The sequence below is a fragment of the Halomonas sp. NYA30 genome, from assembly GCF_976980765.1.
The window spans coordinates 2,843,715-2,868,828 of the sequence record NZ_OZ334477.1; the positions used below are offsets into that span (position 1 = coordinate 2,843,715).

The 25,114-nt window shown below is 56.0% G+C and carries 23 protein-coding genes; 10 read left to right on the forward strand and 13 right to left on the reverse strand.

Annotation, left to right across the window (positions count from 1 at the left end; all coding sequences use genetic code 11):
- Positions 1 to 225: 225 nt before the first annotated feature.
- The 4 genes from ptsP (at position 226) to pgi (ending at position 7,680) form a co-directional block, all read left to right on the forward strand.
- Positions 226 to 3,096 (forward strand): phosphoenolpyruvate--protein phosphotransferase, encoded by a 2,871-nt coding sequence (gene ptsP, locus ACWI0H_RS13245; RefSeq protein WP_485873667.1) that lies wholly within the window; start codon positions 226 to 228, stop codon positions 3,094 to 3,096.
- Positions 3,096 to 4,067 carry a 1-phosphofructokinase gene (gene pfkB / locus ACWI0H_RS13250; RefSeq protein WP_485873668.1) on the forward strand — a complete coding sequence of 324 codons (972 nt, stop codon included), beginning with the start codon at positions 3,096 to 3,098 and terminating at the stop codon, positions 4,065 to 4,067. Before ptsP ends, pfkB begins: the two co-directional genes overlap by 1 nt.
- A complete protein-coding gene (locus ACWI0H_RS13255) occupies positions 4,064 to 5,806 on the forward strand; it encodes a PTS fructose-like transporter subunit IIB (RefSeq protein WP_485873669.1) in 1,743 nt (580 codons plus the stop codon). Before pfkB ends, ACWI0H_RS13255 begins: the two co-directional genes overlap by 4 nt.
- 206 nt (positions 5,807 to 6,012) lie before the next feature.
- Entirely contained in the window at positions 6,013 to 7,680 is a 1,668-nt protein-coding gene (gene pgi / locus ACWI0H_RS13260; protein ID WP_485873670.1) for a glucose-6-phosphate isomerase, read from the forward strand.
- 135 nt (positions 7,681 to 7,815) lie between these two features.
- Here pgi and ACWI0H_RS13265 read toward each other — a convergent pair whose 3' ends face one another.
- A complete protein-coding gene (locus ACWI0H_RS13265; protein WP_339934996.1) occupies positions 7,816 to 8,352 on the reverse strand; it encodes a DinB family protein in 537 nt (178 codons plus the stop codon).
- A 179-nt stretch (positions 8,353 to 8,531) separates the two neighbouring features.
- Here ACWI0H_RS13265 and ACWI0H_RS13270 point away from each other — a divergent pair, with 179 nt between their 5' ends.
- Positions 8,532 to 9,617 carry a PA0069 family radical SAM protein gene (locus ACWI0H_RS13270; protein WP_485873671.1) on the forward strand — a complete coding sequence of 362 codons (1,086 nt, stop codon included), beginning with the start codon at positions 8,532 to 8,534 and terminating at the stop codon, positions 9,615 to 9,617.
- 41 nt (positions 9,618 to 9,658) lie between these two features.
- The gene (locus ACWI0H_RS13275; protein ID WP_008956999.1) at positions 9,659 to 9,964 is read left to right on the forward strand and encodes a winged helix-turn-helix domain-containing protein; all 306 of its coding nucleotides are present in this window, start codon (positions 9,659 to 9,661) and stop codon (positions 9,962 to 9,964) included.
- Here ACWI0H_RS13275 and ACWI0H_RS13280 read toward each other — a convergent pair.
- Genes ACWI0H_RS13280 through coxB form a run of 4 tightly spaced genes read right to left on the reverse strand, consistent with a single transcriptional unit; the run spans position 9,946 to position 16,142 of the window.
- Complete coding sequence (locus tag ACWI0H_RS13280) at positions 9,946 to 12,159, reverse strand: heavy metal translocating P-type ATPase (RefSeq protein WP_485873672.1); 2,214 nt, start codon at positions 12,157 to 12,159, stop codon at positions 9,946 to 9,948. The genes ACWI0H_RS13275 and ACWI0H_RS13280 overlap by 19 nt on opposite strands.
- A gap of 5 nt (positions 12,160 to 12,164) precedes the next feature.
- Positions 12,165 to 12,521 (reverse strand): hypothetical protein, encoded by a 357-nt coding sequence (locus ACWI0H_RS13285; RefSeq protein ID WP_339934993.1) that lies wholly within the window; start codon positions 12,519 to 12,521, stop codon positions 12,165 to 12,167.
- A 4-nt stretch (positions 12,522 to 12,525) separates the two neighbouring features.
- A complete protein-coding gene (gene ctaD / locus ACWI0H_RS13290; protein ID WP_485873673.1) occupies positions 12,526 to 15,066 on the reverse strand; it encodes a cytochrome c oxidase subunit I in 2,541 nt (846 codons plus the stop codon).
- On the reverse strand, positions 15,063 to 16,142 hold the full coding sequence (gene coxB / locus ACWI0H_RS13295) for a cytochrome c oxidase subunit II (protein ID WP_008957003.1): 1,080 nt from the start codon (positions 16,140 to 16,142) through the stop codon (positions 15,063 to 15,065). Before coxB ends, ctaD begins: the two co-directional genes overlap by 4 nt.
- Positions 16,143 to 16,177: 35 nt before the next feature.
- Here coxB and ACWI0H_RS13300 point away from each other — a divergent pair, with 35 nt between their 5' ends.
- Positions 16,178 to 16,639, forward strand: coding sequence for a DUF2231 domain-containing protein (locus ACWI0H_RS13300; protein ID WP_008957004.1), 462 nt, complete (start codon positions 16,178 to 16,180; stop codon positions 16,637 to 16,639).
- 10 nt (positions 16,640 to 16,649) lie between these two features.
- On the opposite strand, the gene ACWI0H_RS13305 is transcribed toward ACWI0H_RS13300, so the two are convergent.
- The 8 genes from ACWI0H_RS13305 to ACWI0H_RS13340 all read right to left on the reverse strand — a co-directional run bounded on the left by ACWI0H_RS13305 (position 16,650) and on the right by ACWI0H_RS13340 (position 22,903).
- A complete protein-coding gene (locus ACWI0H_RS13305; protein WP_008957005.1) occupies positions 16,650 to 17,075 on the reverse strand; it encodes a CopD family protein in 426 nt (141 codons plus the stop codon).
- A 79-nt stretch (positions 17,076 to 17,154) separates the two neighbouring features.
- Positions 17,155 to 17,955, reverse strand: coding sequence for a DUF2797 domain-containing protein (locus ACWI0H_RS13310; protein WP_485876223.1), 801 nt, complete (start codon positions 17,953 to 17,955; stop codon positions 17,155 to 17,157).
- A gap of 28 nt (positions 17,956 to 17,983) precedes the next feature.
- Positions 17,984 to 18,268, reverse strand: a complete 285-nt coding sequence (locus ACWI0H_RS13315; protein WP_176304616.1) for a YeaC family protein — start codon at positions 18,266 to 18,268, stop codon at positions 17,984 to 17,986.
- Positions 18,269 to 18,277: 9 nt separating this feature from the next.
- Complete coding sequence (locus ACWI0H_RS13320) at positions 18,278 to 19,129, reverse strand: rhomboid family intramembrane serine protease (protein WP_485873674.1); 852 nt, start codon at positions 19,127 to 19,129, stop codon at positions 18,278 to 18,280.
- A gap of 241 nt (positions 19,130 to 19,370) precedes the next feature.
- Positions 19,371 to 20,387, reverse strand: a complete 1,017-nt coding sequence (locus ACWI0H_RS13325; protein WP_485873675.1) for a metallophosphoesterase — start codon at positions 20,385 to 20,387, stop codon at positions 19,371 to 19,373.
- Between the two features lie 2 nt (positions 20,388 to 20,389).
- Positions 20,390 to 21,337 carry an NAD(+) kinase gene (locus ACWI0H_RS13330; protein WP_101145263.1) on the reverse strand — a complete coding sequence of 316 codons (948 nt, stop codon included), beginning with the start codon at positions 21,335 to 21,337 and terminating at the stop codon, positions 20,390 to 20,392.
- 63 nt (positions 21,338 to 21,400) lie between these two features.
- A complete protein-coding gene (locus tag ACWI0H_RS13335) occupies positions 21,401 to 22,270 on the reverse strand; it encodes a carboxylate/amino acid/amine transporter (protein WP_176304614.1) in 870 nt (289 codons plus the stop codon).
- Positions 22,271 to 22,357: 87 nt separating this feature from the next.
- A complete protein-coding gene (locus ACWI0H_RS13340; protein ID WP_485873676.1) occupies positions 22,358 to 22,903 on the reverse strand; it encodes a YqaE/Pmp3 family membrane protein in 546 nt (181 codons plus the stop codon).
- Positions 22,904 to 23,144: 241 nt separating this feature from the next.
- Between ACWI0H_RS13340 and ACWI0H_RS13345 the strand changes: the two genes are divergently transcribed.
- From ACWI0H_RS13345 to ACWI0H_RS13355, 3 genes are all read left to right on the forward strand, one after another.
- Complete coding sequence (locus tag ACWI0H_RS13345; RefSeq protein WP_035557597.1) at positions 23,145 to 23,552, forward strand: CBS domain-containing protein; 408 nt, start codon at positions 23,145 to 23,147, stop codon at positions 23,550 to 23,552.
- Positions 23,553 to 23,823: 271 nt separating this feature from the next.
- Complete coding sequence (locus tag ACWI0H_RS13350) at positions 23,824 to 24,183, forward strand: hypothetical protein (protein WP_008957014.1); 360 nt, start codon at positions 23,824 to 23,826, stop codon at positions 24,181 to 24,183.
- A 24-nt stretch (positions 24,184 to 24,207) separates the two neighbouring features.
- Positions 24,208 to 25,041: a helix-turn-helix domain-containing protein gene (locus ACWI0H_RS13355; protein ID WP_485873677.1), complete on the forward strand. Its 834-nt coding sequence runs from the start codon at positions 24,208 to 24,210 to the stop codon at positions 25,039 to 25,041.
- The last annotated feature ends 73 nt before the right edge of the window (positions 25,042 to 25,114 follow it).

The window sequence follows — 25,114 nt, forward strand, 5'->3', positions numbered from 1 at the left end:
AAAAGCACGAACCTTGCGTCACGAAGTGAATCGATTCAGCATAGCACTAACACTAGATTCATTGGCAAGGATGAATCACCGCTGAAGGGTCGATTCATCCCACTGGCATCAATGCCATTACCATGATCATTTAACGACGATCACTTATGTACACGCCCTGCACTCGACCCAAAGTACTCACCGGAAGTACTTCGCAGCAACAGAGCGCGTTTACAGGAGAATGCTATGTTGACACTCGGCCCCGATGACATCCTGCTAGGCCGCCACGCGGATAGCTGGCAAACCGCGCTGGACAGTGCCGCTGAAGTGCTGGTAGACGCCGGACTGGTTGAGGCCGAGTACCGTGACGGCCTGCACGCCCGCGAAGCCCAGTCATCGACGTTCCTGGGCAACGCCATCGCGATCCCCCATGGCACGCCAGAAAGCCGCCAACATGTGAAGCAGACCGGCGTCCGCGTGCTGCAGTTTCCCCAAGGAATCGAGTGGCACGACGGTCAACAGGTGCATGTGCTGGTGACCATCGCGGCCCAGAACGATGAGCACTTGGATATTTTGCGCCAGCTCACTCACGTGCTGGATCGTGACGGCGTTGCCGAGCAGTTAGCCAGCGCCAGTTCCGCTGCCGATGTGGCGCGCCTGCTGTCCAAACCGGCGCTTGAGCCACGCTTGGATGCTAATACGCTATGTGTCAACTTTCCCGCCCAAGATCCGCAAGAGCTTGCCTTGGCCGCCGCTGCCCGCCTGCGTCAAAGCGGCTGCGTCGATAACGCCTTCATTGCCGCTGTCGCCGCCGCTCAACCCACCTGGTTAGGCAAGGGGTTGTGGCTGGCCAGCAGCTCGCAAGGGGTTAATCAGCCCGCGCTTGGGGTCGCCACGCCGGCGTCGCATACCTTGGAAAGCGCTGGCCACCCGGTCCATGCGCTGTTCTGCTTAGCTGCCCACGGTGATGCCCACCGTCCGCTGTTAGAGCAATTAATGGCCTTGCTGGATAGCGGCGCCAGCGACACGCTGCTCACATGCAACAGTGCTCAACTGCTTTCCCTGCTGGCGGGCGAGACCGCAAGCACCCACACCCGTCGCGTTCGAGTGCTTAATCCCCATGGCCTGCACGCCCGCCCCGCCAAGCAGTTGGTGCAAGTCGCCCGCGCCCAGGCAATGGCGATCAATGTGCGGCTGGAAGAAGGCAGCGCCACGCTGGTCTCGGCGGCCAGCTTGACCAAGGTGATCGGCCTGGGCGCACGCCGCGGCCAATGGCTGGTGCTGTCCGCCGAAGGTGATAACGCGCGTCAAGCGCTCGAGAGCGTGGCGGAAACGATTGAGGCTGGCTTGGGCGAGAAAGTGACGCCCCTTGACGGCGGCTTTGACACCGCGCCCGAAGCCAGCACGACTCAACCGGCCGTCGAGCCACTGGCTGCCGACACGCCCCATACCGGCGTGGCCGCTTCGCCGGGCTTGGCCATTGCCCCGGTGTTTGTTATCCGCCCCATGCAGTTCGACTACCCCGAGCACGCCGATGACGCTGAGCAACAGCTCATCCGCTTGAATCACGCCATTAAAGAGGGCGCGGCCCAACTGGAGGCGCTGGTTCGCAATGCCCAGGGCGGCGAAGTCGCCGATATTCTCTCGATGCACGAAGAGATGCTCGTTGACCCGGAACTTCACCACGCGGCCTCGGATGCCATTCGCGAAGGACGCTCAGCGGAAGCGGGCTGGTGGGAAGCGATTGAAACCGCTGCCCACGCCCAGGAAATGCTGGCCGACCGCCTGCTGGCCGAACGCGCCGCCGACCTCCGCGACGTGGGTCGTCGGGTGTTGGGCGTGCTCTGCGATGTGACGCTTCCTGAACCGCCTGACCACCCCTATATTCTGGTCATGGACGACATCGGCCCTTCCGATGTGGCTCGCCTGGATACCTCCCGTGTGCGTGGCCTGCTCACTGTACGCGGTGGTGCGACAGCCCACAGTGCCATTCTGGCCCGCGCACTGGGTATTCCTGCCGTCGTTGGCGCGGGGCAAGCGGTGATGGCGCTCAACAACGCCAGCATGATGATTTTGGATGGTGATCGTGGCCGGGTAACATCGCAACCTTCCGAAGAGCGGTTACAGCGTGCCGAGCAGCAGTTGCTCGACCACCAGCAGCGCGAAGCAGCTGCCTGGGAAACCCGCTTTGAGGTTGGTCAAACTCGCGATGGCCACCGTGTCGAAGTCGCCGCCAACCTGGGCAATACCGCCCACGCTGCCGATGCAGTAGAACGCGGCGCCGAGGGTGTTGGCCTGCTGCGTACCGAGTTCCTATTCATGGCCCACGCCAGCGCCCCGGATTTGACCACCCAGATCGGAGAGTACCGCCAAGCGGTGGAAGCGTTGGGCGGCCGCCCGCTGGTGGCACGTACCCTGGATGTGGGCGGTGACAAACCGCTGCCTTACTGGCCGGTTCCCCAGGAAGATAACCCCTTCCTAGGGCTGCGCGGCATTCGCCTGGCACTGACCCAGCCCGATGTTCTCGAGACCCAACTGCGCGCGCTGCTGATGGCCAGCAAAGATCACCCTTTGCGCATCATGCTACCGATGATCAAGGACATTGCCGAGTTTCGGGCGGTCAAGGTGATCTATGATCGCCTGCTGCAAGAGATCCCCGCCTCACAGCGCGCTACCGATGTGCAGCTCGGGGTGATGATTGAAGTCCCTTCCAGCGCGCTGCTGGCACCCAGCCTTGCCGCCGAGGTGGACTTCTTCTCGGTGGGCACAAATGATTTGACCCAGTACACCCTGGCGATTGACCGTGGACATCCGGAGCTTTCTGCCCAGGCCGATGGCCTGCACCCGGCGGTGCTGCGTCTAATCCAGATGACCGTGGCCGCAGCGCATAGCCAAGGCAAATGGGTCGGTGTGTGCGGTGAGCTGGCCTCGGATGCCGTGGCTATTCCCGTATTAGTTGGCCTGGGCGTGGACGAACTCTCGGTCAGCGCGCGGCAGATTCCTTTGGTGAAAGCTCGCCTGCGCGAGTTTGATTTTGCAGACGCCCAGGCCATCGCTCAGCTAGCGCTTTCACAAGCGACCAGTGACGAAGTGCGTGATGCACTGGAGGCGCGCTAATGGCCCGCGTGCTTTGCATTACGCTCAACCCAGCGCTGGATTTAGCGTTTAACCTTGACGCCTTAGTATTGGGCAGCGTCAACCGCCCTACCAGCGCGCAGCTCGAAGCCGCTGGTAAAGGCGTTAATGTTGCCCGTGTATTGGCAGAGCTTGGTCATAGCGTCACGGTCAGCGGCTTTTTAGGCAGCGAGAACGACGCGCCCTTCGCCCTGGCTTTCAAACAGCTGGGGCTGGCCGATGCCTTCGTGCGGGTGCCCGGCAGCACGCGTATCAATGCCAAACTGGCTGAACAGGGTGGCCGCGTTACCGATATCAACGGTCCCGGCATGCCGATTGACGCCACACATTTACAAACGCTAATCGACACGTTAGACGCCGAACTGAGCAGCGCGATGCCACCCCAGGCAGTGGTTGTCGCTGGCAGCCTGCCCCCAGGGCTGTCATTGGATGATTTTTGCCAACTGCTGGGGCACTTGAACGCCAGCGGTGTGCCGCTATGGGTGGATACCAGCGGCCCGGCTCTTAACGCCGCCATCGACGCCCACCCGGCGGGCATCAAGCCCAATGAAAATGAACTCGCCGACTGGGCAGGCGACACTCTCGACACGACACCAGCACGCTTGGCGGCCGCCAAGCGGCTACATCAAAGCGGCATCACCCATGCGCTTGTGTCAGCGGGTGCCGAAGGCGTGCTGTGGGTGAACGCCCAAGGTGCCTGGCACGCCACGCCCCCCAAGGTGACGGCAACCAACACGGTGTGCGCTGGCGATACCTTTGTCGCGGGCATGCTTCACGGCTTACTGAATCAACACGACCCGGAACGAACGCTGCGCTTTGCTACCGCACTCTCTGCCGAGGCCGTACGCCATGTCGGTGTCGGCAACGCCAACGCTGCGGATTTCGACTCACTCCAACAACACACCCGGATACGGCGTCTTGATGACTCCATCACCGAGGGAGCTACGCTATGAACATAATTCTGATTACCGCCTGCCCCAGCGGCATGGCCACCACCTTCCTCGCTGCCAAGCGCCTGGAGCAGGCTGCCCAGCGCCAAGGCTGGTCGGTACACGTTGAAATGCATGGCGAAATCGCGCCACTGCAGGCTGCTACTGCTGATCAGATTGCTAACGCCGATTTGATTGTGGTCGCCGCCGATCACGTGCCCGCCCCGGAACGCTTCGAAGGCAAGCGCCTGTTCCAGGCACCGATTGCCAGCGCGCTCCCCGACCCTAGCGGTTTTCTGGCACAGGCCAAGCGTGAAGCGCCGATTTACAGCGCGCCTGCCGCGCCTGCAACTTCCGTTTCTACCGCTGCAAGCAGCGCGGGTGGCAAGAAAATTGTCGCGGTCACCGCCTGTCCTACCGGCGTCGCCCACACTTTTATGGCCGCCGAAGCGCTCTCGGAAGCAGGTAAAGCCATGGGCCACGCCATTCGCGTGGAAACTCAAGGCTCGGTGGGCGCGCAAGATAAATTAACGGAAGAAGAGATCGCTCAGGCCGATGTGGTGCTACTAGCTTGCGATATCGACGTTGATCCGTCTCGGTTTGCAGGCAAGCGCATCTACCGCACGTCTACCGGCAACGCGCTGAAAAAGCCGCGCCCCACCATTGAAGCCGCGCTGGAAAACGCGGCACTGGAAAATAGCGGTTCGGCCAAGACCGCTAGCGACAATAAGAGCGTCAAAGAGAAAGGCGTTTATAAGCACCTGCTCACCGGCGTTTCCTTTATGCTGCCGATGGTCGTGGCGGGGGGCCTGCTGATTGCACTCTCTTTTGTGTTTGGCATTGAAGCGTTTGAGCAGGAAGGCACCCTGGCCGCTGCACTAATGCAAATCGGTGGTGGCACCGCCTTTGCGCTGATGATTCCGGTACTGGCAGGTTATATCGCTTACTCTATTGCCGATCGCCCCGGCATCGCACCGGGTATGATTGGCGGCATGCTGGCGTCCAATATCGGCTCCGGCTTTATCGGCGGTATCTTGGCTGGCTTCCTGGCGGGCTATGTGGCGCTGGCGGTTACTCGCTATGTCAAACTGCCCTCCAGCGTTGAATCTCTGAAGCCGATTCTGATCATTCCGCTGGTCGCCAGCTTGGTTACCGGCCTGACAATGATCTACGTGATTGGGGAACCGGTCGCGGCACTGCTTAGCGCCCTCACCAACTTCCTGGAATCCATGGGCTCCACCAATGCGGTACTGCTGGGTATTCTGCTGGGTGCAATGATGTGCTTTGACCTGGGTGGCCCGGTCAACAAAGCCGCGTACACCTTTGGCGTGGGCCTGCTCGCCTCAGAAACGTACGGCCCCATGGCGGCGATTATGGCGGCGGGTATGGTACCTGCCATTGGTATGGGGATTGCCAGCTTCGTCGCGCGCAACAAGTTCTCGGCACCGGAGCGCGAAGCGGGTAAAGCCTCATTCGTGCTGGGCCTCTGCTTTATCAGTGAAGGCGCGATCCCCTTTGCGGCGAAAGATCCGCTGCGGGTCATTCCTGCCTGTATCGCGGGCGGGGCACTCACCGGCGCGCTCTCGATGCTGGTGGGTGCGAAGCTAATGGCGCCCCATGGCGGTATCTTCGTACTGCTGATCCCCAACGCCATTACCCCGGCGCTGCTCTACCTGGGCGCTATTATAGCGGGCTCACTGGTTACCGGGTTAGGCTATGCGTTTATCAAACGCGGCGCGGCTCAAGTAGCGGTGGCTACCTAACGGCTGACCCTACCCTGTGTGGGCAGGCACGATTGCCTGCCCACACAAATACGTAGCTTTACGCAGTTAATGCAAGTCTAGTCATACTAGTCATAAATGCCTTCTACTCCTCGCCGCTTTTTATGTAGTATTTTTACATAACGCCACGTTTAGTTTGCCATTCGGTTCTGGTTACTACATTCACTTAATAACAAACGGATCGCCCTATGTTTCAGCTCACTCGTAGTGTCACCTGGCAGGCGCTTGACCGCCTACGCGACAAAACCGCTAATGACCGTATTCGTGACTACTTCACCAATGATCCTCAGCGCTTTGAGAAAATGAGCCTTCGGGTGGGCGGTCTGTTTCTTGACTACTCCAAGCACCATGTCTCCGATGAAGTGCTTACCAAGTTGATTGAGCTAGCCGACCACTCCGCACTGGTACAGCGCCGGGCACAAATGTTCTCCGGGGATATTATCAACGTTACGGAAAACCGCCCGGTACTGCACACCGCCCTGCGTCACTTAGGCGATGAGCCGGTGTATGTAGACGGCGAAGACGTCATGCCCGAGATCACCCGCACCCGCGAGCAGATCAAGCTGTTCTCTGAAGCGGTGCGCAATGGCGAGTGGAAAGGCTACAGCGGCAAACGTATTAAAGATGTGGTCAATATCGGTATTGGCGGCTCGGATCTTGGCCCTAACATGGCGGTGCGCGCACTGCTCAAATACCGCCACCCGGAACTGCACTTCCACTTCGTTTCCAACGTAGACGGCACCCATATCCAGAAGGTGCTTTCGCGCCTCGACCCGGCGACTACGTTGTTTATCGTCTCTACCAAGACCTTTTCTACCCAGGAGACGCTGCTAAACGCCAAAACCGCGCGGCGCTGGTTTCTGGAAAACGCCGGCGAAGACGCCGATGTGGGCGCGCACTTCATTGCCGCCTCCACCAACCGCAAAGCGGCCATGGAGTTCGGCATTCGCGAAGAGAATGTGTTCGAATTCTGGGCCTGGGTGGGGGGTCGCTACTCCATGTGGTCGTCCATCGGGCTGCCGATTGCGCTTTCAATCGGTTTCGAAGGCTTTATCGAGCTGCTGGAAGGCGCGCACGAGATGGACAACCATTTCATCGACGCGCCCTTCTCTCAGAACATGCCGGTGCTGATGGCGCTAATTGGTATTTGGTACATCAACTTTATTGGTGCCGAAACCCAAGCCATCGTGCCCTACGATCAAGCGCTGAATCAGTTGCCCTCTTTCCTGCAGCAGCTTGATATGGAGTCTAACGGTAAGTCGGTGGATATTTTTGGCCACCCGGTGAACTACAAAACCGGCCCGATTGTGTGGGGCCAAACTGGCTCCAACGGCCAGCACGCTTTCTTCCAGCTACTGCACCAGGGCACCCGCTACGTGCCGATTGATTTTATTGCCTCACTCAAACCCGAACCCGGCGTAGAAGACCACCACTTCGCGCTACTGACCAATATGCTCGCCCAGGCCAACGCCTTTATGGAAGGCAGCCAGGGGGACAGCAAAGAGCTAAGCCAACATGACCCCTACAGCTGCCCCGGCAACCGCCCCTCCAGCACGCTATTGCTGGACGAGCTAACGCCAAAAAACCTGGGGGCACTCATCGCGCTTTATGAGCACAAGGTATTTGTCCAAGGCGTCATCTGGAACATCAACTCCTTTGACCAATGGGGCGTTCAGCTCGGCAAACGTATCGCCGGTGAAATCAGCGAACGTATCGACACTAACGCCGCTGACTTTGACGCCTCCACTCAAGGCCTGCTGGAGTTGGTGCGGGCGCACTTCCCAAATGGCGGCAGCGGCGAAAAGGAAAGCGCACTGGCCAGTGCCGAGAAGAAGCCAGCACGAAAGAAACGTTGAACGGATAGGTTGGTAAATCTTTATAAAACTGCGCCTTGGCTTGAGTACGTCAAGGCGTTTTCCGTTCTTGGTTCTTTCAGCTTTAATAATTGGCAGTACTGAATCTAGTAGGCTCTTATATGTGAACTTACTTCCTTACGTCTCATCCGGAATCAACGCCAGCAGATCAGTGACGCCAATATCTATACCGGCTTGCGAGAGCAAGGTAGATACCTGCCCGCGGTGGTGGGTTTGGTGATTAAAAAAGTGGTTAATAAGGCGCGAGTAACTTCTGGTTGAAGCCACGCCTTTGGTGTTGTGGTAACTCAGTAGCGTATCCAGGTCATCATCGGTCAGCGCGGCTACCCAGTTAATAATCACGCTATCCAGCCAATGGCGATGCGCGCTTAGGCCTTGCATATCATCAAACAGGCGTTGAGCGAGATGCGTTGGCGTGGGCAGCGGCTCCATTACTGCCAATGTGGCGGCTGAAGAAGGATGAGCCGCAAACCGCTTAAGCCAAATCGTGTCGGCGACAACGATATGGTTCAAGGTGCCAAAAATAGAGCTAAAGAAAGCGCCTCTATCCTCTATAAGCTCAGCCGCACTTAGCTTGCTAGCGGCGTCATATACCTTGGCATTCATCCACTGGTTGTAGGATGCCATTAATGCAAAATGTGGTTGCAGTTCCATAGGTCAAATCGCCTCTTTCCATGCTGGCAACAACGGGTTCTTTAAGCGTATGAAATAAAGACGCGTTTGTATCCCCGAATTTGCTATTTAAGCCGCTAAGCGTTTTCTTGCGCCTTTCCCCAAACGCCATATACTGTATAAATAGCCATATAATTAGTTATACAGGCCAGAGGTGGCAAATGACGATCCCCGATCAAACATCGAGTGTTTCAGCCGTGCGTAAAGGCCGCGGGGCAACGTACGACCCTCACAACCGTTTTGCACCTAGCCATAGCGTGGTGGAAGACGACGGTTGGTGGCGTGAGAAAGCCTCTACGACCATCGCCACCGAAGTGCGCGAGGAAGTGAGCAAGAGCGCACTGTCGTGGAATAAATCACCGGACTTGCCATTTGACCGCTCACTGAACCCTTATCGTGGTTGTGAACATGGCTGCGTTTACTGCTACGCACGCCCCTCCCACGCTTACTGGGATTTATCGCCAGGGCTGGATTTCGAAACCAAGTTGATTGCCCGCAGCGGGTTGGTGGAACGGTTAACAGAGGAGCTGTGCCACCCCAACTATGTGTGCCGCCCGATCAACCTTTCCGGCAACACTGATTGCTACCAGCCGTTAGAGGCTACTTATAAAACCACACGCCGCTTGCTGGAGTTGCTGTTGGAGTGCCGCCATCCGGTAACGCTGGTAACTAAAAGTACGCTGGTGCTACGCGATCTAGAACTATTGGCAGAAATGGCAGAGCATCGCCTGGTGCGTGTGTTTGTTAGCTTGACCAGCCTGGACGCCGATTTAAAGCGCACGCTAGAACCACGGGCGGCGTCGCCTCAGGCGCGCTTACGGGCTATTCGTGAACTTAATACCGCGGGAGTCCCAGTCGGCACATTGATTTCGCCGGTTATTCCAGGGCTGACTGATCATGAAATTGAAAAGCTTCTAGAAGCAGCCAGCCGTGCAGGGGCGAGAACGGCGGCCTGGATGCTACTGTGCTTACCTTACGAAGTGGCGCCGCTGTTTGAAGCGTGGTTGGAAGCTCATTACCCAGAACGCGCCGCCAAAGTGATGAGTCTTATGCGCCAGTGCCGGGGCGGCAAAGCCTATGATGCCCAATTTGGTAAGCGCTTTCGGGGTGAAGGGGTATTCGCGGATTTAATTGCCCAGCGCTTTGCCCGCGCCAGCCGCCAGTGGAACATGCAGGATCGCACCGAGCAGGGCTTGAACACGCGGGATTTCCACCCACCACGGGCGCAGGGCGACTTATTCCTTTAAGCTAAGCAGCGCGTTAATCAATTTGCTGTTAAGGAAGCCTAATGTCCGCGCTTAGCAAAACGAAATCGAGTTTTTACCGACGTTTATACGTGGCCCATCTGATCGAACATGGCGCTGCCAGCGTGCCTGCACTCATTGAAGCCACCGGCATGCCACGGCGTACCGCCCAGGATACGATAGCCTCCCTTGCCGAATTAGATATCGAGTGCGTATTTACGAAAGATGAAGGCGAGCGCCACAACATTGGCCGCTACCAGATACGTGACTGGGGGGCGATTGACCCACGTTGGGTGGCAACGAATGCCGAGAGGCTTAAACAGGCACTCGGCTATTCCGGAACCCTCTGATCGTTTGCCTCCGGCTCGGCCCAGGCTAACCGTGCGGCATTGAGCGTGACACTCAGCGAACTTGCCGCCATGGCGAGTACCGCGACCAGGGGCGGAATGGCCATCACAGCTACCAGCCCTAGTGCCAGCGTATTATAAAGTGCTGAGAAGAACAGATTCTGCACCATGATGCGCCGAGTGCGTTTAGCAATGCTAAGCAGTTGCACTACACCACCCATTCCCGGCGTCATGAGCTGTGCAGAAGCCCCTTCACGGGCGGCTTCGCTGGCACTTAGCGGGGCAATACCCACATCAGCCGCGGCCAAGCTCAACGTATCATTCAAGCCATCACCCACGTAGAGCGTTGGCGATGGTAGCGCCTGCAACAGCCTCGCTTTGGCTTCAGGCGAACGCTGGGCATAGCAAGCTTCTCGGGCAAGCCCTATCTGCTCACCCAGCCAGCTAACGGCCCCCTGCCGGTCGCCGCTAATCATCGCCACCACATAGCCTGATGCAAGCAAACGCTTCACGCTTGGAGCAACATCCTCCACCGGTTGATCAGCTAGATAGAACGTGGCCAGCCAGCCCGCTTCGTCAGCCAACATCACTTGAGAAGCAAACATCAGCGCGGGGTCTTCAGGTTGAAATGGCAACGCAATCTGCTGACGAGTTAGCCAATTAGCGCTGCCTAGCGTTAGCCACTCGCCGCTATTTAGCTGCACTCGGCGCCCTTCCCCAGGCGATTCATTTACTTCTATATTCTGATCCGGATTCTGCTCGGGGTGCTGATCACGCTGATCATCCGACCAGTGGGTTAACGCGTGCGCTAGCGGATGTTCGCTTCCCACGACGGCGGCGCTTAATTTGCGCTGCACAGTATGCTTATCAACGCCCTCCCGCGCCTGCCAATGCAGCACGGAATGATTGCCGGTCGTTAAGGTGCCGGTTTTATCCAGTGCTACCGAGCGAATGCGCGCCAAGGTTTCAAGCGCTGCCGGGTCGCGTAGCGCAATACCTTGCTGCATGGCCTGACCGCCACCGGCAAGGCTTGCCAATGGCACGGCAAGCCCCACAGCACAGGGGCACGCCACCACCAGTACGGAAAGCGCCCGCACAAAGGCCTCTTCCCAGCCCGTTCCAAATAACAGCGCAGCAGGCAGCGTCAGCAACGCCAGCACAAGCGCTAAGGGGCTTAGCCAAGCGGCAAAGCGGTCAGCTAGCTTCTGCAGCTCGCCTTTTTTGGCCTGATAGCGGCGCATTTCGTCGCATAGACGGTCTAACCGGCGCTTGCCTACCCCGGCGCTCACCTGTATTACCAGCGGCGCTGCCCCCAGGTAGCGGCAGCCTGCGTAGACCTTCTGACCTGTATGAAAGTGGCGCGGCAGGCTTTCACCGGTCAGGGAGGCGGTATCGATCCAACCAGGCGCCTCCAGGGTGCCATCAAGCGCTACCAGCTCACCTGGCGCTAACTCGACGCGCATTCCTGCGGCCACTTCATCGGCAGGAACCATTACCCAATGTTCATGTTGGTAAACGCTTATGTTCGCGTTCGGTAGTGTCAATACGTCCAGCGCTTTTAACCCACGGTGACGGCACAGCGTTTCCACTAACCGCCCGACCAGCAATAGCACAATCAGCATCACCGCCGTATCGAAATATACTTCCGATGAACCGCGCCATAAAAGCCCAATCGAGACGAGCACCGCGCCAAATACACCAAGGCTGACGAGCACATCCATTCCAGGGCGTTTGGCGAGCAATGTACGCCACCCCGCTCGGTAAAACGGCACGCCCGCAAACAGCACCACGGGAAGTGAAAAAGCACCCGACACCCATGCCACTACCTGCTCGACCTGTTCATTGGGCAAGGCGGATGCGTAGACCAGAACTGAGGCAAGCATGGTCCACATGCCAAATAGCGAACCCACCATCAGCCTAAGTGTGAGGTAGCGGCTCTCCTCTTCCAGTCGCGCATGGGCATCGCCCACCGGCTCAAGTTCCGTCAGCCGGTAGCCTAGTCGCTTAACCTTTGAGGCAAGCACTGAGAGCTGAGTCGCGGCTGGCGTGCCGCTTATACAGAGGGTGGCGCTGGGATAATGCACGCTAACGTCATACACGCCATCACTCCGTTTGAGGGAGCCTTCCACGGCCAACGCGCAACTGGTGCACCACATACCGTGAAGGGTATAGAGCTTGTCTGCGTTAGTGTCAGTCATACCACTCACAGGCAAGGCGGAATACCGATGATGGGCATCGCTGCAAACAATACGCCGAAGGTAGAAAAGAGATAGAGCCCGGCAGAAACCCGTGCATTAAAGCGCAGCCGCCCGGCATGACGTTTGCTAATGCGGTAACACCCCACCGTTAACGCGGCTAATAGCGCAACGGCAGCAAGACTGACCATAAGCAGCAACGCATTAACGAGGGTAAAAACACCTTGTTCTGGGTCAGGGGGCATGACTTCACAGGCCACAGCATGGCCACCGTAAACTGTTACAAACCAAGCACTCCAAAGCGTTAAGCCAATAACAAAGTGTAATGGGTGAGTGAGGTGTAAGCGCTGCATCACGATGGTCATCCGCCTAACTCCCTATGACACGGGGCAGCACGGCAAGCGCGCCCACGATGATCCAGAACGTCGCCACGTTATAACGCCACAATTGAGCAACGACAGCGGGCTCAAAAGGTGCATGGGCGCCCACATAGCCATAACCCACCCGTAGGCCCTGAAGCAGCGTTAGCACAGCACCCAAACCCCCATGAAACAGTGCATACGCTAGTCCCACCATAATGATTGCATCATGAGAATTCTCGGTAACCGCAAGGTCTGCGCTCAGCAGTACCCAAAGCGTGATGCCCACCTGCAAAAACCCAAGCGCACTAATACTGAACATGCCTAGTGACAGCCCAGCATCACGCTGCTGACGCAACCCACTTATCAGTTTTTCGAGGATGCCTGCACCTACCGTGAGTGCTCCACCAGCCAACAGCAGGCCCACCAGGGAGAGCGGTGAAACCTCAGGCATTCGCCATTCAGGCGAGACCGTCCAAAGGTAGAACCAGCCAAACAAATAGGAAAGGAAGAACGAGCCATTAGCGAGCATGGTTATCGACATTGCCCATAGCCCGGGGCCATCCATGGTGCGCGAGTGCAGCGGAGGATCGCCGGGTGCCACCCGTGCATCAGGCGCAGCTTTTGGATGTGCACCGTTTTCCCATGACCAGCGCAATAGAAACAATCCAGCGACCACCACGGCGATAACGGCCAACGGGTAAAGGCGAGTCAGCAGACTTAAACACACCACTGCCAACGCCATCGCAGCGAAAAGCGGCCACCAAGAGTTACCTGGCAGGTGAATAATTTCGCGCACTTTGCCGGTTAACGGGTCGGTTCCCCACATTTCACGTCGCCCATGAGTCGCTACCGCCAAACTATGCTGGCCTTCCGCTATAGTGCGCGGCAAATCAGGGTCATCCCAAAGCGGGTGGCGTGTCTCGATTTTTGGCAAACTGACAAAATTATAGGCGCTTGGCGGCATGCTATTGGCCCACTCAAGGCCATCAGCATTCCATGGATTAGGCTTAGCGGGCTTGCCAAAACGGAAGTGTAGAGCAAAATCCAGCAGCACCATGGCAATCCCCGCCGACATAATGAAGCCGCCTACTGAAGAAATTAGATTAAAAATATCCCAACCCATGCCCGCGTCATAAGAGTAAACACGGCGCGGCATACCCAGCAGCCCGGTCCAGTGCATAATCAGGAACGTGGTATTAAAACCGATGAATGTCAGCCAGAAGCCCCATTTACCCAGCGTTTCAGAAGGCATACGGCCTGAAAAGAGGGGCAGCCAGTAGTAAAGCCCGGCGATCAGCGGGAAGAACATTCCGCCGACTAAAACGTAGTGCATATGTGCCACCACGAAGTGGGTATCGTGCACTTGCCAGTTAAACGGCACCAGCGCCAGCATTACCCCCGTTAAGCCGCCGCACACAAAAATGATCAAGAAGCCTAATATCCATAGCATCGGCAGCTTCATCTTCGGCTTACCCAGCCATAACGTCGCCAGCCAAACAAATACCTGAATCGCCGTGGGCACCGCGACCAGCATACTGGCGGCTGAAAAGAAGGCTTGAGCCAGCTGGGGAATCCCCACGGTAAACATATGGTGGACCCATAATCCAAAGCTGATAAAGCCGGTGGTGACAATGGCAAAAACCACCCAGCCATAGCCCACAATCGGACGGCCAGCGAACACCGGTATCAGTGTAGACACTATCCCCGCCGCCGGTAAAAAGATGATGTAAACCTCAGGGTGACCGAACAGCCAGAAGAGATGCTGCCAAAGAATGGGGTCACCGCCCCCGGCCACGTCAAAAAAAGGCATCCCCGCGGCACGCTCGAGCTCAAGTAAAATACTGCCCAGAATCAGCGGCGGGAAACCGACCACAATCATTAAAGCCATCGCGAGAATGTACCAGGCAAACAGCGGCATTTTATGCAGCGCCATTCCTTGGGTACGCGTACGCAGTATTGAAACCACCAGTTCTACACCGGCAGAGAGCGCGGAGATTTCAACAAAGGTGATCCCCAGCAGCCAAAAATCCGAACCTAAACCCGGTGAGTACTCGCTACTACTAAGCGGGGTATACATGAACCAGCCGCTGTCCGGTGCCATCTCTAACACCAAACTAAACGTTAAGATGATCCCGCCGAATAGATAGCACCAGTAGCCCAGCGATGTCAGCCGTGGGCAGACCAGATCGCGGGCACCGATCATCTTAGGAATCATGTAAATCGCCAGCCCTTCGAGCATAGGAATAGCGAACAGGAACATCATCACCGTGCCATGCATGGTGGTGACCTGGTTATAGATATCCGGTGTCATGAAATCTTGATCAGAAAGCGCCAGCTGGGTGCGTACCAGCATGGCCAACAGGCCGCCAATCAAGAAAAACACCATCCCAGTGACCATGAATCTCAGGCCAAGGGTGGTGTGGTTTACAATGGTCAGTGCTTTTAAGCCGCGCGGATTTCCCCAGATCTCATGCAGATCGTTGTGCAACCGCTTAGGATTTTCGGGTAAATCGCCCGGTGGCGTCACTTCACGATTAATGGTCGTCATGGTGTCAAGCTCTCCAGCCAAGCACCCAGGGACGCCAAGGTAGCGGTGTCAATATCATCGTGGGGCGGCATTTTATTGCCTGGTTTTAAACGTTGATGGTGTTGCAGCCAGTGGGTCACCGCGCCCTCTTCCATGGCCATAATGCCCGCTCCTAAGCTGGTACGGCTGCCTAAATCAGAAAGGTCAGGCCCTTCTCCAGCCGTTGAGAGCCCGGCTACCCGGTGGCAGCTCGCGCAATGGGTCATAAATGCCTCCCTGGCAGGTTCATGCTGTTGGTCGTTTGTCGCTAGCGACGACAATTCATCCGTTTGACGGTCAGCCAACCAAGCGTCGTACTCGTCGCGCTCGACAGCTTCTACATAGAGCTGCATCTGGGCATGCTGGGCGCCGCAGAACTCGGCGCATTGAGCGCCAAATACCGCTGGCTCATCCGCTTCCAAGCGTATTTTATTGATGCGCCCTGGAACCATATCAATCTTGCCACCTAACCGCGGCACCCAAAAGGCATGGATCACATCGGCACCGGTGACATGAAAATCAATGGGCTCACCCGCCGGCATGATGAGTTGATTAGCAGTCACCACTTCGCCGCCTTCCGCTCCTGGGTAGCGCACTTCCCACCACCACTGATGGCCGATGACTTCAATCACTTCCGGTGGATCACTTAAAGGCAGCGTTAACATACGTTGCCCCGTCGGCACACCAAAAGTTAACAGCGCGATAATACTGGCGACTGGCAGTATTATCCCGCCGCCGACAATCCAACGCCGTGCCACCCGGCGCTCTTCTACCGGCGTGCGTGCCACCTCTTTACGCTTAAAGGTATACAGCCAAAAAACGGTGACCATGACCAATACGACGGTGCCAAAGCCTAGCATCACCCACCAAATCATCACCACATCTCGCGCAGCTTGGCCTGCCGGGTCTAGAATAGACTTATCGCCCGCGCAGCCGGTTAGCAGTAATCCAGCTAACAGGGCGAGCAGAATGCCCAGCCGGTTGACCCTCTGCTGGGTTAAGCGTTGAATACTTGTTAAGCGCTGGATACGTGTTAAACATTGAAGTCTAAGCCTCATCCCTGAATTCCTTTTTCTGCCCACAGGAAGTGACCATGGCAAAAACTCGCCAACTCTCGATCGTAAGCCGCGCCTCTATCGCCGGCCACCCATTGCATCCAGTGATGATTCATTTCCCGGTCGCTGCACTGTTGGCGCTGGTGGCCAGCGATATCGGCTTTTTGCTGAGTGGTGATGAATTCTGGCTGCGCGCCAGCTTGTGGCTGGCTGGCGTCGGTGCGTTTGGCGGCTGGATTGCCAGTACGGCGGGGATTATTGACTTGGTCACCGTGCCGCGTATTCGCCGCCTGATTACCGGTTGGAGTCATGCCATCGTAGCGGTCGTAATGCTCTCGCTGGCGTCGCTGAACTGGCTGCTGCGCTTTAACGACGCCAGCGCGATTTTGCCCTGGGGATTGGCCGTATCGCTGATCACCGCTGGCTTGATCGCCGTGGCGGGCCTGCTGGGCGGCCAACTGGTGTATGAACATGCGGTCGGTGTCGACGTTGAGGACTAGAGCCACAGTGTTAGCTCCAATCCAGCGGTTTTGCTAATACAAAGCCTAGCACACTGAGAATGGCCACTAACGCAACGCATAGCGCTGTCCAGTTGGCGGGCTTCACCCAACGGTAGTGGCCCTGCTCAAGGCGCAGTATTAACCAGCCAAAACAGCCATGAGCGGCCACCATCGCCACCACGGCGCCAAGCTTTAAGATTAACCAGCCGCCCAATATGCCATGGATAAGAAACAACAGCGTACCCGACGCAATCGCCACTAAGGCGGCAGGGGTAGCAAAAGAGATATAAAAAAACCGCGGCATTGGCGGCGTACCCTGTGCAAAGCCCGAGTCTTTACGTAGCTGCAGCGTTTGGCTGAGCAAAGCGGGCAAATACAACAGCGAGCCGCACCAGATCACTAGCGCGGCAATGTGAAGCAGTTTAAGCCAGGGCATCGGGGCTTCCTTGCATTGCTTAAGGCGAGATAATGCTACCCCCTAACCTTAGCCAACTCACCGCACTCTGGCTAGCCGATTAACTCATCTGGATCTCGTAACCTGTGAATTTGCGGAGATTAATAACGCCGCTATCAAGGAGCAAATACTGGCCTTTGACGCCTTGCAGCACGCCTTCCACCACCGGTTGCTTATCAAAATTATGCGACACCACTTTTTTTGGGAAGACGCTGACCGGGTAGTGAAATTCTTGTGCGGGCTGCTCCATGGTGCGAATGGCATCTGCCCCATGAGTCTCGCGGAGTTGATTCAGCCCGCCAGCTAACAGGCTCAGCAGCCGGTCACGCTCAGCGGCTAAATCCATTGCTGTAACATCACCTTTAAGCATAGCCCGCCAGTTGGTGCGATCGGCCACCTGCTCTTTGAACAGCATTTCGACAAACCCCGATTGCTGCCGGGTATCGACTTCCAGAATCGGCAGCGCCTGTATCGCACCTTGATCCAACCAACGGGTCGGCATTTGGGTTTTGCGCGTAATACCCACTTTTAATCCAGAAGAGTTAGCCAGGTAAACGATGTGAGGCTGAAAACAGTGCTTCTCTCCCCACTCCGGCTCACGGCAGGTGCCTTGGAAAAAGTGGCAGGTTTCTGGTTTCATAATGCAGGTATCGCATTGTGCTAACCGCTTAAAGCAAGGGTAACAATGGCCTTGGGCAAAGCTCTTCTTGGTCGCCCGCCCACAGTGGGTACAGGCAATCGCGCCTGTCCAACGCAAACTAAGCGGCTCACCGATACGCTCATTAAGCGCGACACGATGCTCCCCTGCACGCAAATGGTAGGTTACCTGCTCATGCTGACGATCAGGCAGCGCTGCCGCCATTTTGCTTAAACAACCTTGCACTGCCGCTTCAATCACGCGTGGCATCCCGTGCCAAGCCGGCCATTTCTGGTGTTACACCAGCGCCGTTGGCAGCTGCCCCACAGGTACGCTGCTCTAAATAGCCTACGCGGCTCTCTTCCGGCACATTGTTCTCAGCTTCATAGCGCATCACCGCTTCCAAACAGAGCTCGGTCTGTTCGGGCGTTAAGCGACGACCATCAGGCCATTTGCGCAGCGATACCGCCTGTTTCAGGCTCTCATAGATCGCTGGGGTCATCTGGTTAATCATTTTCTCGAACGTCATTTCGCTCATTGCGGCCTCTTAATGTTTTTTCAAACGGCGGGATGAATAATACCAGCCTGTGACCAGCCCCACGAGTAGGCCACCCAAATGCGCTTCATTAGCGACATTGCCAAAACCAACGCTGCCCGCCATATCGGTCATGGTGAACACCATCCACCCCAGCATGAAGACCACCAGCATTTGCGGCACAAAGAAACCACTTCTGGGCACCCGCCGGGACATCAACCAAACGTGGGCCAGCAGCGCATAAACCACACCGGACATACCGCCAAACAATACGGTACCGGTCAGGTACTGGGCGATGTTGGCACCAATGCCAGCCACAATAAGCAGCAGTAGCATAGTGCGGCTGCCCTGCAGCGCTTCAATCTGACGGCCGAAGTACCACACCCACATCAGGTTAAATATCAAATGCATCCAGCCAAAGTGTAGAAACGCAGGCGATAGCAAACGCCACACCTGCCCTGACGAGAGCGTTTGCGACAGCTGACCGAACACCAGCTCACCACCGGAAATACCGATGGGCACGATGGTCAACGTTACGATCAGCTGGTCACCGAATATCCCTATCAGGGCAAACACCACCAAACTTATTGCAATCATCAAGGCCGTCACCGGCACTTGTTTGAGAGAAGTCAGGGAGGAATTCATGTTGCGTGAACGTTTGGCTGAGTGCTGTAGTTCCAGGGGCTCACCCTGTCTCCAGCGCTCTACCAATGATTTCAGTTCATCGTGTTGACGAGGGTCAGCTATCCATAGCAGCTGGCCGTCGGCCTCGTCGGTAATGCGGTGACCAATGCGGTGGCGCCAAAGTGCCTTGCGCAGTTCGCTTGTATCCGCGTGATCGGGCAAAAGCATCACTGGATGCATAACATCCCTCTAATCAATGCGCTAACGGGCACGGTGACCGCAGCGAGTAGGTATTGGGTGAGCTAACGGCTGCCAACAATCGGTTGCCAACAAAAAGGCAAAAAAAACCGGCGGTGGGGACCGCCGGAGAATAAAAGCAAGGGATCATTCAAGGGAACACTTACTCTGATAGCCGACAGCAGGGTTAGTTCAGCCATTTTTCAAAAATTATGTAAAAAAAAGTAACAAAAGAAATAATTACTTAATCAAAATCAATTTCCCAGGGTTTCGGCAATGCCCGCTCTTCTTTTGGCACCTTAATCCATACAAAGTGATCGGCATTTAGCGCCGTCTCTCCGCTCCAGCGGTAAGCGACTAACCGGCCATATTTGACCGCACTGTAATCTAAACAGGCGATATTACGAGCGGGAAGCGACGGTATTCCTTCGCACCAGTAGTGACCAATAAATAACGGCGGCTGTTCAGGCCCATAATAACTCAATTTCTGCCGCTCTTCGGTCGTGAGTTCGCGGGTTTCAAGATCGCCGGGCAGGTTATCTGGCTGAAAGACTACATCACCCCACTGTTGCGGGTCTTGAGCCCAAAAGTGGGCGCGGAAACTTTTCCGCGTAAAGCCATCGCCAGAGTGTATCGCAATCCCTTCGGGCAGCGAGACATGCGGGCCTCGGGTGAGGCGATCGAGTATTTGATACGCTTGGGTAGTGGGGTCGGTGGATTCAACCAAAAAATCGGTGTCCATACATTGATCAGGACGTCGCTGCTTTAGCTCGTCAATCAGCTTCTGATCCCAGCAGGCATGCACCACCCGAATTCCGTCTATCTCAAGGCAGAGCGGGATAGTTTTGAACCACGCCAACGTATCTTCCCACTCGTTGGTGTAGTCGCGATACTGCTCTAGGGTGTCTTGAATAATGCGATTATGCCGAGGAGTATGCTCACGCAGCCAGCGCTTGTGGCTACCTGCAGGCCCTGGATGAGTATACGCCAGGGCGTTGTACTCATGGTTCCCCATCACAATGTAGGCCTCGCCCTGCTCTACCATTCGCCGGGCAATGGTCACAGCCAAGCGAATACGCGGCCCGCGATCAATCAGGTCACCAAGAAAAATCACCTTGCGACGTGGGTGGCGGTATACACCGCTGCGCTGATGATAACCCAGCTTTTCGAGTAATGCGGCTAACGTAGCGCCACAGCCGTGGACATCACCAATCAGGTCATATCCTTCCAGCTGAGGCCTGCCTTGCGTTTCACGCTGCATGCTTAATCCCCCAACCGGTGGCTCCAGCCTAATTTGCTGCGCAGCACTTCGTAGAAATTATGTCCGATGGGGTGCACCAGTTGAACGCGTTCAGGCTTACGGGTAATCACCAACACATCGTTGGGCTTCGCTACCGCCCGCGTTTGCCCATCGCAGCTTATATGCGGATAGGTTTGGTTAGTTTCGCCAATATGAATACGGATTTCGCTGGCGGCATCAATCACGATTGGCCGACTCGACAGCGTATGGGGAAACATCGGCACCAGCGTCACTACATCAAGTTTGGGGTGCATGATCGGCCCACCACCCGAGAGTGCATAAGCCGTAGAGCCGGTAGGCGTGGCGACAATCAAGCCATCGCTGCGCTGGCTATAAACAAACTGACCATCAATAAACAATTCAAACTCAATCATGCGCACCGCTTTGCCGGGGTGCAGAACGACCTCATTCAAGGCATCGCCGTTGCCCACCGCAACACCGTTACGGTAGAGCACGGCGTCTAACAGGAAACGCTGTTCAATCTCAAATTCGCCCGCGAGCACTTCACTAACACGGGTTTCCAGCTCATCTGGCGAAATGTCAGTAAGAAACCCTAAGCGGCCACGATTGACCCCTAAAATAAGCGTTCCGCTTCGGCAGAGCGTGCGCGCCGCACCAAGCAAGCTGCCATCGCCTCCCACCACGATCACCAGATCGCACAGCTCCCCCAACATGCGGCGGCTTGCTTCCGGTTGACCATGGTGCGGCAAGGCAGTAGCCGTGCGGTCTTCCACCAGCACCGAATACTCATGGGCGACGAGATAGGTCACCAGGCGCTGCAGAGAATCGATTACTTTATCGCTACCCAACCGACCAATCAGCCCGATGGTTTTAAAGGGCCTGCCTGATTGATCGCTGGAGAGCGAGCTAGCCTCTGAAGATTTGGCATCTGGCGGTAAGGTGTTGCTCATGGGCCGACTCTCGCTAACAGAAGCCGCCATTATGGAGACACCGGAGGTATCGGGCAAATAGGCTTAGCTAACGGCCACTTGACGACGCTGGCACCACCAATGGTTGAGCCACAGCGAGGCCGCGATGATAAGCGCGCCTAGCAGCAAGCGCGGAATATCCGCATCGCGGTTCCAAATTACCAGGTTAACGATAAGACCTGCTGGCACCAGTGCATTGTTCATAATTGCTAACGTGCCAGCATTCACTTTAGTGGCGCCCTGATTCCAGGCAAAGTAGCCAACGCCAGACGCCACTAACCCCAGCCAGGCCAGTACGCCCCACTGCAGCGATGTGGTCGGTAATGCAGCGCTGTTGCCGAAGAGTAAATAAGCGGGTAGTGCCACTACCATTGCGCCAATGAAGAACCAGCCAAATACATTGTGCCACGCCAGCGTAGGAGGTAAATCAGCCGCTAATCGACGATAACCTACCTGACCAATAGCAAAGCAAAGGTTTGCCCCCTGCACCACTAAAAAGCCCATCCAGAAGCCGCTATCGACACCGTCATAGCGGATGACGCCTGCCCCGAGAACTGCAAGCAGTGCCGTCACGAGATAGATGGGGGTAAAGCGGCCAAACAGGAGGTCATCCAGCAGTGCGATATAGATAGGCGTAAAGATCGTGAACAGCAGTACTTCAGGCACCGACAACAGCAAAAAGGATTGGTAGAAGAAGGTGTACATCACCCCCAATTGGATGGCACCCAATCCCATGAGGGCGAGCCGCTGCTTACCACGCAACAGGCCGGGGCGTAAAAACGGCAGGAACACCAGCATGGCAAGCGTTACTCGTAGCAGCACCGCAAAGTAGCTGTCGACCTGCCCCGCCAGATAAACCCCTATCAACGAAAAGGAAAATGCCCACAGGGCGGTAACGCCCATTAGATAACCCATCGTAAACCCCGGCTTATAAATTAGTTTACGCGGATTATACGCACATGGATGAAGCTGCCAAGTCGTAAACGTAATAACAATCGTTGGTTAACGCCGCTGCAACCACCAAGCCGCATACACCACACCCGGCAACCAACCCGCCAGTGTCAACACCAACGCAATAATCACACGCTTTTGGCCGCCCTGTGTTAAGCCGACTGCGAGGGGTGGCAGGCATATCGCCAGGGCATAATAGGCGAACTTCAACGCGGCGGGCTCAGGTGTCGCTGGTTCTGCCTGGTTTTCTGATGCCGTTTTGGATGATGCAGCCGGGGTCGTATCTAGCGCCGCCTTGGGTGGTGGCGTGAAGTGTTCTACGGCGTCAGGGGCTGGCTCCTTAGCGGCCTGAGCGGCCCGCTCCTGGGCAATCCGATGGGCTTCTTTATCGATTTTCTGCTCAAGGGTTTCTGCCCCTTCAGCCAAGTCATCGTGATGGCGCTCCCATTCTTCCCAATCGTGGGGGGTGCCCGATTTAGGCCGTTGATGACCAGAGCCCCTCGCCCGCTCCCAGGCTTTCTCTTCTAACGTATTGGGTCGATCCGGGTCACGCTCACTCCCCACCCCTTTGCGGTTTAAATATTCACGTGCATCCATGGAAGGCTCCTTGATGCCTTAATTAACGATCAGCTATGCCATTAGAAAATTAACAACACAGAAAATTCAGTACTTATAGCGTTGAATAAAGATAGCTTGCAGGACGCACGCCATGAACAAATCACCTACAGTGAAAGAGTTGATTCTACCTTAGCGCCTACAACAACGAACAATCAGAACGCACTGCCTGCGAAGGCTTTATTGTCACAGCGCTGAATACGATGATCGAGGAGTGTCCATGATGAGTAGAGCTGCACCCAACATCGTTCGCGACATCATGTCCCGCGATTGCTACCGTGTTTCACCCGACGCATCCATCACCACATTAGCCAAGGGCCTGGCACTGCACCGCTTGCCAGGTGCACCGGTGGTTGATGCCGCCGACCGCTTAATCGGCTTTATTTCGGAGCAGGATGTATTGGGCCGTGTGCTTGATAGTATCTATCACGATGATGAGGCGCCGCTCGTTAAAGAGCTGATGCGCCACGAAGTACTCAGCGTATCACCGAATAAGAGCATTACCGACTTGGCACAGGAAATGCGTTCAGCGAAACCCAAGGTGTACCCAGTCGTAGAACAACAACGGTTAATAGGCATCGTGACACGACGTGATATCCTAATTGCACTGCTAATGATTCGCCGCCATTAGCCGTTATGCTGGCAACGCTTTTTTTAAGCAGCGATAAAACAGGCAAGCATCAGGCAAAAAAAAACCGCTACTCAAGGAGTAGCGGAAGCAAGGGATCAAAACAAAGAGCCAGAACAACAACTTTAGCGACTGCTATCGCGCTGTTGTCTGTACATACTCAGACACGCCGCACTGGAAAAGTTCGCAAAATAGTAAAATTTTCGACCTTGGCGGCGTCACGCGTATAATTAAATGACAATTTGTGAACTGATGACGCCTAGGAGCCCAGCGAATGGCGCTGTATTTATTGGTATTTGGGGTGTGTTTGCTGGTGATTGGCGCGGTAATGCTGGTGTTGATGACCTCAAGCACGCCGCGCTACCGCACTGAACCTAAGGATTTACTGGCGCTGTTTGATAAAGCGCTCAACAGCCAGGTAAGCGAAACCGAGTGGAACGCTATCATCGGCTACCCTATTCGGCATAATGAGTATTTGGATGGCATTCGTCGCCGTGCCGCCCATTTAATGGAGCAGCATGGCCGACGCTGGATGGTAGCCCAAGGTAAACCATTGCTCAATCAAGAGGGCCAGGCTGAACTTAAGGCCCTTCGCGATCATTTGTCCGCCCATACAGCCCTCCGCCAGCAGTAGCTGGTGCGGTCCAGGAGACCTGCTATGCCGAGCACCATTCGACAAATACCTCTAGCCAGCGCCACGCAACATCATGCTCATGATTTTCATCAAATAGTCATCACCATGTGTGGCTCGTCAGAGTTTGAAATTGAAGGGTTGGGTGGGCGCGTCAATGCCTTTTCAGGCTGTATCGTGCCCGCCAATCATGAGCACTACTATTCGGGCAATGGCCATAATCGACAATTGATTCTCGACCTGCCCGAGGACGCCCCCGCTTTGACAGGTGAAAATCACGAATTAGTAGCGCTATTTGATGCCCCCCGTTTTTTTGGTTTAGACAACGCACTGCGCCACTACTTAGCCTTTATGGAGAGCGAACTTGCTCAAGGGTTTGATACCTCTACCAACTCCTTTCAGCAAGACCGCTTAGCGGCCACCCTTTTAGGTTCCCTTAAAGCGAGATTGGGCTCTGCTACCACTTCAAACCAACGTCGGCTGGACTTGACGCGAATTAATCATTTTATTCGCCAGCACCTCGCTGAGGAGCTGCGTGTCGCCGACCTAGCGCGGCTGGCTTGTTTGAGCGAAGCACATTTTTCCGACTGTTTCCGCGCCCAAACCGGGCTTTCACCCTGGCAATACGTCAAGCGGCAACGGCTAAATGCGGCCCGCCAACTGATTTTGCAAAGCCGACTTCCGCTCACCGACATTGCCATTCAAACCGGCTTTGCCAACCAAAGCGCACTTTCTCATGCTTTCCGGCGTAGCTATGGTTTGTCGCCGCGTAAACTACGCCAGGGAGATGCGTCACCCATTGCGCTCAGTGCCTCAACCGCTGCGTTAGGGCCGCTAGCTGGCCAGCAAAAACTATACTAAAGTCGTAAAGTTACTGTGCTTGCCGCGGAATTGACATGTTTTACCGTGAAATCAGCATACACCTGAGTTAGCC

What these genes read in the sequence shown, in the direction of transcription:
- ptsP (WP_485873667.1), top strand. Translation starts at nt 226, where the DNA reads ATGTTGACACTCGGCCCCGATGACATCCTGCTAGGCCGCCACGCGGAT.
- pfkB (WP_485873668.1), top strand. Translation starts at nt 3,096, where the DNA reads ATGGCCCGCGTGCTTTGCATTACGCTCAACCCAGCGCTGGATTTAGCG.
- ACWI0H_RS13255 (WP_485873669.1), top strand. Translation starts at nt 4,064, where the DNA reads ATGAACATAATTCTGATTACCGCCTGCCCCAGCGGCATGGCCACCACC.
- pgi (WP_485873670.1), top strand. Translation starts at nt 6,013, where the DNA reads ATGTTTCAGCTCACTCGTAGTGTCACCTGGCAGGCGCTTGACCGCCTA.
- ACWI0H_RS13265 (WP_339934996.1), bottom strand. Translation starts at nt 8,352, where the DNA reads ATGGAACTGCAACCACATTTTGCATTAATGGCATCCTACAACCAGTGG.
- ACWI0H_RS13270 (WP_485873671.1), top strand. Translation starts at nt 8,532, where the DNA reads ATGACGATCCCCGATCAAACATCGAGTGTTTCAGCCGTGCGTAAAGGC.
- ACWI0H_RS13275 (WP_008956999.1), top strand. Translation starts at nt 9,659, where the DNA reads ATGTCCGCGCTTAGCAAAACGAAATCGAGTTTTTACCGACGTTTATAC.
- ACWI0H_RS13280 (WP_485873672.1), bottom strand. Translation starts at nt 12,159, where the DNA reads ATGACTGACACTAACGCAGACAAGCTCTATACCCTTCACGGTATGTGG.
- ACWI0H_RS13285 (WP_339934993.1), bottom strand. Translation starts at nt 12,521, where the DNA reads ATGACCATCGTGATGCAGCGCTTACACCTCACTCACCCATTACACTTT.
- ctaD (WP_485873673.1), bottom strand. Translation starts at nt 15,066, where the DNA reads ATGACGACCATTAATCGTGAAGTGACGCCACCGGGCGATTTACCCGAA.
- coxB (WP_008957003.1), bottom strand. Translation starts at nt 16,142, where the DNA reads ATGAGGCTTAGACTTCAATGTTTAACACGTATCCAGCGCTTAACAAGT.
- ACWI0H_RS13300 (WP_008957004.1), top strand. Translation starts at nt 16,178, where the DNA reads ATGGCAAAAACTCGCCAACTCTCGATCGTAAGCCGCGCCTCTATCGCC.
- ACWI0H_RS13305 (WP_008957005.1), bottom strand. Translation starts at nt 17,075, where the DNA reads ATGCCCTGGCTTAAACTGCTTCACATTGCCGCGCTAGTGATCTGGTGC.
- ACWI0H_RS13310 (WP_485876223.1), bottom strand. Translation starts at nt 17,955, where the DNA reads ATGGCGGCAGCGCTGCCTGATCGTCAGCATGAGCAGGTAACCTACCAT.
- ACWI0H_RS13315 (WP_176304616.1), bottom strand. Translation starts at nt 18,268, where the DNA reads ATGAGCGAAATGACGTTCGAGAAAATGATTAACCAGATGACCCCAGCG.
- ACWI0H_RS13320 (WP_485873674.1), bottom strand. Translation starts at nt 19,129, where the DNA reads ATGCATCCAGTGATGCTTTTGCCCGATCACGCGGATACAAGCGAACTG.
- ACWI0H_RS13325 (WP_485873675.1), bottom strand. Translation starts at nt 20,387, where the DNA reads ATGCAGCGTGAAACGCAAGGCAGGCCTCAGCTGGAAGGATATGACCTG.
- ACWI0H_RS13330 (WP_101145263.1), bottom strand. Translation starts at nt 21,337, where the DNA reads ATGAGCAACACCTTACCGCCAGATGCCAAATCTTCAGAGGCTAGCTCG.
- ACWI0H_RS13335 (WP_176304614.1), bottom strand. Translation starts at nt 22,270, where the DNA reads ATGGGTTATCTAATGGGCGTTACCGCCCTGTGGGCATTTTCCTTTTCG.
- ACWI0H_RS13340 (WP_485873676.1), bottom strand. Translation starts at nt 22,903, where the DNA reads ATGGATGCACGTGAATATTTAAACCGCAAAGGGGTGGGGAGTGAGCGT.
- ACWI0H_RS13345 (WP_035557597.1), top strand. Translation starts at nt 23,145, where the DNA reads ATGAGTAGAGCTGCACCCAACATCGTTCGCGACATCATGTCCCGCGAT.
- ACWI0H_RS13350 (WP_008957014.1), top strand. Translation starts at nt 23,824, where the DNA reads ATGGCGCTGTATTTATTGGTATTTGGGGTGTGTTTGCTGGTGATTGGC.
- ACWI0H_RS13355 (WP_485873677.1), top strand. Translation starts at nt 24,208, where the DNA reads ATGCCGAGCACCATTCGACAAATACCTCTAGCCAGCGCCACGCAACAT.